Annotated in this window: 7 protein-coding genes; 6 read left to right on the forward strand and 1 reads right to left on the reverse strand. The window is 70.3% G+C overall.

What is annotated here, in order from left to right:
* The first annotated feature begins 55 nt into the window (after positions 1-55).
* Genes VGC18_RS13800 through VGC18_RS13820 form a run of 5 tightly spaced genes read left to right on the forward strand, consistent with a single transcriptional unit; the run spans position 56 to position 3,129 of the window.
* The gene (locus VGC18_RS13800; protein WP_331098380.1) at positions 56-172 is read left to right on the forward strand and encodes a hypothetical protein; all 117 of its coding nucleotides are present in this window, start codon (positions 56-58) and stop codon (positions 170-172) included.
* Positions 169-897 carry an ABC transporter ATP-binding protein gene (locus tag VGC18_RS13805; protein ID WP_331098370.1) on the forward strand — a complete coding sequence of 243 codons (729 nt, stop codon included), beginning with the start codon at positions 169-171 and terminating at the stop codon, positions 895-897. Before VGC18_RS13800 ends, VGC18_RS13805 begins: the two co-directional genes overlap by 4 nt.
* On the forward strand, positions 894-1,898 hold the full coding sequence (locus tag VGC18_RS13810) for a putative FMN-dependent luciferase-like monooxygenase (protein ID WP_331098372.1): 1,005 nt from the start codon (positions 894-896) through the stop codon (positions 1,896-1,898). Before VGC18_RS13805 ends, VGC18_RS13810 begins: the two co-directional genes overlap by 4 nt.
* 38 nt (positions 1,899-1,936) lie before the next feature.
* A complete protein-coding gene (locus VGC18_RS13815) occupies positions 1,937-2,524 on the forward strand; it encodes a CMD domain protein (RefSeq protein WP_331098373.1) in 588 nt (195 codons plus the stop codon).
* Positions 2,521-3,129 carry an alkylhydroperoxidase domain protein gene (locus VGC18_RS13820; protein ID WP_331098375.1) on the forward strand — a complete coding sequence of 203 codons (609 nt, stop codon included), beginning with the start codon at positions 2,521-2,523 and terminating at the stop codon, positions 3,127-3,129. Before VGC18_RS13815 ends, VGC18_RS13820 begins: the two co-directional genes overlap by 4 nt.
* 15 nt (positions 3,130-3,144) lie before the next feature.
* Here VGC18_RS13820 and VGC18_RS13825 read toward each other — a convergent pair whose 3' ends face one another.
* Positions 3,145-4,083, reverse strand: coding sequence for a uroporphyrinogen decarboxylase family protein (locus tag VGC18_RS13825; protein WP_331098377.1), 939 nt, complete (start codon positions 4,081-4,083; stop codon positions 3,145-3,147).
* A gap of 135 nt (positions 4,084-4,218) precedes the next feature.
* On the opposite strand from VGC18_RS13825, the gene VGC18_RS13830 reads away from it, so the two are divergent.
* A partial coding sequence (locus tag VGC18_RS13830; protein ID WP_331098378.1) for an acetylxylan esterase occupies positions 4,219-4,767 on the forward strand: 549 nt, incomplete at its 3' end.

Below are 4,767 nucleotides of genomic sequence, written 5' to 3' on the forward strand. Positions count from 1 at the left end.
TCTGGTCGAGCACAAGCTGGATCTGGTGATGACCGTCTCGGACCGGATCATCGTGATGGACGGCGGCCGGATCATCGCCGAGGGACGCCCGGAGGACGTGCGCCACGACCCCGCGGTGATCGAGGCGTACATCGGCCGTCGCCGCGAACCGGCACGGGAGGATCAGGCATGACCGATCTGCTCGCGCTCGACGACGTGAACGTCTACTACGGGCCGTTCCACGCCCTCCGCGGCAACTCCCTGACCGTGGGCGAGGGGGAGATCGTCTCGCTGCTGGGCGGCAACGCCAGCGGCAAGTCGACGACGATGAAGACCATCCTCGGGCTCATCCCGGTGAAGTCGGGCTCCGTCCACTTCGCCGGGGCGGACATCACCCACGCCTCCACGAGGCATCGGGTCAGGGCGGGGATCGCCTCCGTGCCGGAGGCCAGACGGGTCTTCCCCCAGATGACCGTGGACGAGAACCTCCTCGCCGGCGCGTACACCCGGAAGGACAGGGCAGGCATCGCCGAGGACCTCGAACGGATGCGCGACCACTTCCCCCGGCTCGCGGAGCGACGGCGACAGGAGGCGGGTACGCTGTCCGGCGGCGAGCAGCAGATGCTCGCCTTCGCGAGGGCGCTGATGAGCCGGCCGAAGCTTATCTGCATGGACGAGCCCACGATGGGGCTCTCCCCGAAGCTCGTCGACCAGGTGCTCGACGAGATCGTGCGCATCAATCGGGAGCTCGGCGTGGCCGTGCTGTTCGTCGAACAGCAGGCCGAGCTGGCGCTGTCCATCGCCTCCAGGGGATATGTGCTCGCCACCGGTGAGATCGTCCTGAAGGGCACGGCCACGCAGCTGCTCGACGACCCGCACATCCAAGAGGCCTACCTCGGAAAGGCAGCACAGGCATGACCCCACCCCGGCTCGGCTATTTCACCCGACTCCTCGACGACGTTCCCCCGCTCGAGCGCTATCGCAACGCCCTCGCACAGTTCGTCCGCGCGGAGGAGCTCGGCTTCGACACCGCATGGGTGGCCCAGCACCACTTCCACAGCGGGGAGGGCGGGCTCCCCTCCCCGTTTGTGCTGCTCGCCCAGGCGGCGGCGAAGACCTCGCGCATCCTGCTCGCCACCGGGATCGTCACCCTTCCGCTCGAAGCCCCGCTCCGGGTCGCCGAGGACGCGGCCGTGCTCTGGCTGCTCGCGGACGGTCGTTTCGAACTCGGCATCGGGTCGGGAGGTACGGCGACGTCGTTCCCGCCGTTCGGCCTCGCCGTCGAGGACCGGCCGGCCATCTACGCGGCCCACAAGGAGACGCTGCTGCGGGCCCTGCGCGGCGACGTGCTCACGACGGACGGAGGAGCGCTCTACCCGCCGGCTCCGCAGCTCGCCGACAGCCTGTGGGAGGCGACCTTCTCTGCCAGCGGTGCCGAGCGCATCGGCCGCGAAGGGAACGGGCTGATGCTCTCGCGCACCCAGCCGCGTCGCGACTACACCGGGCGGGGTTCCGTCGGCGATCAGGTGCCGCTGGTCGACGGTCACGCGAAGGCCCTGCCCGAGGGCGTGGCGCAGAGGGTGATGGCCTCGCGCTCGGTGCTCGTCGTCGATACCGAGGAGGAGGCACGACACTGGCGGGCCCAGGGCATCGCACGCTCGGTGCCGCAGCTCGCGGCGCAGAGTGTCACGATCCCCGAGGGGGCATCCGACGCCGAGGTGGCCGCGTATCTCGACCTGTACGTCGGCACCCCGGCGCAGGTGCTGGCGGCGCTGGCGGAGGACCCGATCCTGCCGCGCGCGACCGACATCGTCTTCCAGCCGCATCCCGTCGACCCGCCGCACGAGGTCGTGCTGCGCTCGCTCGAGCTCATCGCCACGGAGGTCGCGCCGGCGCTCGGCTGGGCGCCGCAGAGCTGACCACCGCCCGCCCGGAAACCCGCTCGGAAAGGAAACCCATGACCACCGATGTCATCGATCAGCTGCTCGGCGTGGAGGAGGGCGACGCCCTCTTCGCACTGCGCAGCCAACGTCCAGAGGCCAAGAGGAACGCCCAGGCGAGCTTCGACGCGCTGTTCGCCTCCGACGAGCTCGAACAGGCCAGCCAGCTCGAGCGCCTTGCCGTCGCCTACTGGACGGTGGCACTCTCGCAGAGCCCCATCGAGTCCTTCTATCGCGGGCTGCTCGCGGCGGCCTCGCCCGAGACGCTCTCCGCGCTGGAGGCCGCCCTTCCGGGGGCCGTCACCACCGGCCCGTACGGCGACTATCCGGAGGGACCTCTGGCGGTCGAGAACGTCGTCGGCCTCCGCTGGGAGCCGGATGCGACCCTCGCCGCCGCGGTCGGCCCGCGGCTCGCCGCGGCCCTCTCCCACACCCACCTGCTCGTCTATCGACCGCGCGATTCCTCGGCGGATGCGCTCCAGAGACTTCTCGACGCCGGCTGGTCCACGACGGGCATCGTCACGCTCTCCCAGCTCGTCGCGTTCCTCAATTTCCAGCTCCGCGTCGTCGCGGGCCTGGCCGCCCTGAAGGGAGAACTCGCATGAGCGAGAAGGTCATCCGTCACGATTTCGAGGCCCCCAATGCCTTCACCCAGGCCGAGCTCGGCTGGGAGGCCTGGCTGGAACCGCTGCCCCTCGATGAGCTCACCGAGCGGCACTACGTCGGTCTCGTCGACAAGGGCCGCGCGAACAGCCCCTACTTCCGACTGCTCGTTCGCGATCCAGACATCCTCGGTGCCCGAACCCGCACCGACAACGACATCTTCTACAACGAGAAGGGCGGCCTGCCCCGCGCCCAGCGGGAGCTCTCCGCGGCGAGTGCCTCGCGCACGAACGGCTGCATCTTCTGTGCCTCGGTGCACTCCCGCTTCGCCACCCACCACTCCAAGCGGTACGACGACGTGCAGCGGCTGCTGGACGAGGGCACGTCGGCTCCACAGGAGGATCCGCAATGGCGGGCCGTCATCGACGCCTCGGTGGCGCTCACCAGAACACCCGCCGAGTTCGGCGCGGCGAACGTGCGTCAGCTGCGCGAGGCCGGCCTCGACGATCTCGCGATCGCCGACGCCATCCACGGCGCGGCCTTCTTCAACTGGGCGAACCGGCTCATGCTCTCGCTCGGCGAGCCGACCCCGCCGAAGGGATCCTGAGCCGGTGCCCGCGGCCTAGAGAAGGCTCAGCGCCGGCTCGACGCTCTCGCGCAACGCGCGGAACACGCTCGGCGGCGTGTCGGAATGCAGGGTGCATCCGGGGGCGACGATGAGGCGGTCGCCCGCTTCGGCGCGGGCGGCGAGCACCGTCTCCCTGACCCTGCTCGGCGGCCAGTACAGGGATTGCACCTCGTCCAGCCCCGCCATCACCACCCTCCGGCCATCCCGGACCGCGTCTCCGATGGTCGGGGCGGACGTGGCCGGTGACCAGTTGAAGACCTCCGCCGGGTAGTCGTCGAGCAGGGACAGATTCAGGTCGTCCCCGTGGGCGTGGATGATGCGGGTCAGCCCCTCCGCGGCGCGGAGCACGCGCCGGTCGAAGGGCGCGATCCAGTCCGAGAACTCCTCGGGGGTGATGCCCCAGCTCGACGCGTCGCTTGCCGCTCCCGTCACGGCCAGGAAGAGCCCGTCGATACCGCTGTCGCGCACCCGGCCGACGTGCTCCTCGAGCCTCGAGGTCACCCGGTCGAGGACCTCCCTGGCCAGGTCCGGCGATCGACGAAAGTGCGGGATGACCGAGTCGCCGAGCGATCGAACGACGGTTTGCAGCGGGGAGAAGACCGTCTCGATGACCGCGGCCTCCGGCGCCGCCTCCCTGATCAGGCCCAGCACGGCGAGTTGCGCGGCGAATCCCGGATAGTCGGCACCGGCGCGTCCCAGACCCGCGAACTGCGCCTCGTCGGTGATCTCGGCGATGTCGTCCGGGGTGGCGAGCCGGTAGTCGTTCATCACCTTGATGTAGTCCCAGTCGTACTCGCGGTAGAAGCGCAGGTGGGCGGCGGCGGAATCCTCCGGCTCCCAGAGGGCGCTGCCGAAATGGATCCAGGCGCCGACCGGCGGGCGGTCGGTGGCGCTTCCGGCTGCTGCCGCGGTGAATCGTTCCAGCTTGCTCATGTCCTGCTCCATGGTCGTTCTCCCTCAGGGGGTTCACGGAGGGATCGACAACAGTGTGGCCCGCGGACCGGCCGCTCGGGCTCGGCGGCGACACATTTCGTCTTGCGGGGCACGCGGCGGCGTTAGCCTGGGTCGGTGAACGAACGTCCGGTGGCCCCGCTTCCGGATCCGCCCTCCGATCTGGAGGCCTTCTGGTCTGCCAGGTACCGGCGGGCGCTCGCCGTGGGCGGGCATCCGCGCGTCGTCGAGGACACGGTTCGCGGCGACGTCCGGATGCTGCGGATCGAGTATCCCTCCACCGACGGCGTCGTCATCGGCGCCTGGGTGACGCTGCCCGCCGACGGGGTGGTCGACCGCGGGATCGTGCGTCTGCACGGCTACGGCGGTCTCATCGAGGCCGACGTGCGGCATCCGGCGCTCCCGCGCACCGCGGTGATCTGGCCCTGCCTGCGCGGCCTCGGCGAGCTGAGCCGTTCGCCGCGCTTTCCGGACGCTGCCGACGAGCACGTGCTCGCGGGCATCGAGTCCCGGGATGGCTATATTCACGGCGGATGCGTCGAGGACGTCTGGTGCGCGATCTCCGCGGTGATCGACCTGCTGCCGGATTCCTCGCGCCGGATCGACCTGATGGGTGGCAGCTTCGGCGGCGGCATCGGGGTGATGGCCACCGCCTGGGATCCGCGC

Origin of the sequence: Lacisediminihabitans sp., assembly GCF_036404185.1 — a bacterium.
GTDB lineage: Bacteria > Actinomycetota > Actinomycetes > Actinomycetales > Microbacteriaceae > Lacisediminihabitans.